The sequence below is a fragment of the Priestia sp. P5_B4 genome, from assembly GCF_056400385.1.
In genome coordinates this window covers 1-1,378 of the sequence record NZ_JBFULJ010000959.1, presented here as the reverse complement: position 1 = coordinate 1,378, position 1,378 = coordinate 1, and the positions used below count along the sequence as shown (strand labels likewise).

Genomic DNA, 1,378 nt, shown 5'->3' with positions numbered 1-1,378 from the left:
GAAACAGGCTTACTTTCATTCTTTTCTACCCATAAAATTAGTTCGCTCAACAGATTATCTTTTGTAATGATAGTTTCATTGAAGTAGTTAAAGTACCAATACCAAGCTGTGCTAGGCTCTTTTTCCTTTACCATCTGATAGTGTAGGATCGCTGCAGTATCTTGAAGTTTAACAAACCTATCATATTCAAAAATTAAACGTCCCAATTCTGTGATTTTATGAACCTTTTTTCTATCTTCATTAAAAACCTCTTCAACAACGCCAGTGGCTACTACCCAATAGCGCAGTGATTGAACCATATTTTTACCTAAACCAATTTTCTCAAACGCTTCTTTATCATAAAAGAAGCGTTCATCTATTTCTAAATGTCTAATTGCCTTATTCAACCATCTATCCCTTAAATAAAAACTCTGATGTTGTCCGTATCCCATTMTTTCTCGCCTTTCTATATTATTACTGGAGCAATCTTACCAGTAATGAAATTTATGAAAAGATAGGCATCTAGACATCGTCTAGATGCACAACTTATTATTCCGTTTTATTAAAATATTTAAGTAGCATTCTACGAACTTTAGGAGTTAAGAAAGGACTTTTCCCTCTCTCAACATTTCCATGAACTTTAGCTAAGAAATCGCCTTTTCCTGCAAGCTTTTCTGCTCCTGAATCATCTAAAATGATATTCGATGCAGTTGCATCAGCCGCGCGTAAAGCTAAGCGAGCACCCAAATTATTTCTGATATTAGTATTTATTATGTCAGATTTTGGGTTTTGGGTACAGATAATCAAATGAATTCCTGCTGCCCTTGCTTTTTGTCCTAACCTCATGATGGCATTTTCTACTTGTTTTTTCATATCTGCATCTTGTGTCATAAAATCAGCAAATTCGTCAAACACTACTATTATTCTAGGAAGAACAATTTCTACTTCTTCAATATACTCTTCTAGGTTGGCTACACCTTCTTGAGCAAAAGTAGTATATCGGCGCTCCATTTCTTCTACCATATGTTGAAGAATTAAGACTGCTTCACTAATTTCAGTAATAACATTCATCGTATGTCTTTTATTCTCATAAATTGTAAACTCCACTTTTTTAGGATCAATAAACATAAATTGAACTTGTTCAGGCTCATACAAACACATTATTCCTAAAATAATAGAATTTAGTGTGACACTCTTTCCACTCCCAGTTGTTCCTCCAGTTAAAAGGTGAGGGGACAGGGAACTAGAGAAATCCATATAAATAACTTCATTTAGTGGATTAAGTCCCAATGGAGCAATTAAATTTGTTTTTTTAACATCCCGCTGGATCTGCTCTCTTGTAAGCTTCATAAACTGCTCAAAATAAATTGTTTCAGGTTATTCTATTACAATATCTATA

2 protein-coding genes are annotated in these 1,378 nt (G+C 33.9%); both read right to left on the bottom strand.

What is annotated here, in order from left to right:
- Positions 1-431 (bottom strand): DUF4007 family protein (locus AC1DRF_RS27870; RefSeq protein ID WP_477742297.1); only part of this gene is annotated, 431 nt, incomplete at its 3' end.
- Positions 432-528: 97 nt separating this feature from the next.
- Positions 529-1,329, bottom strand: coding sequence for an FtsK/SpoIIIE domain-containing protein (locus tag AC1DRF_RS27865; protein ID WP_477742296.1), 801 nt, complete (start codon positions 1,327-1,329; stop codon positions 529-531).
- Between the last annotated feature and the right edge of the window lie 49 nt (positions 1,330-1,378).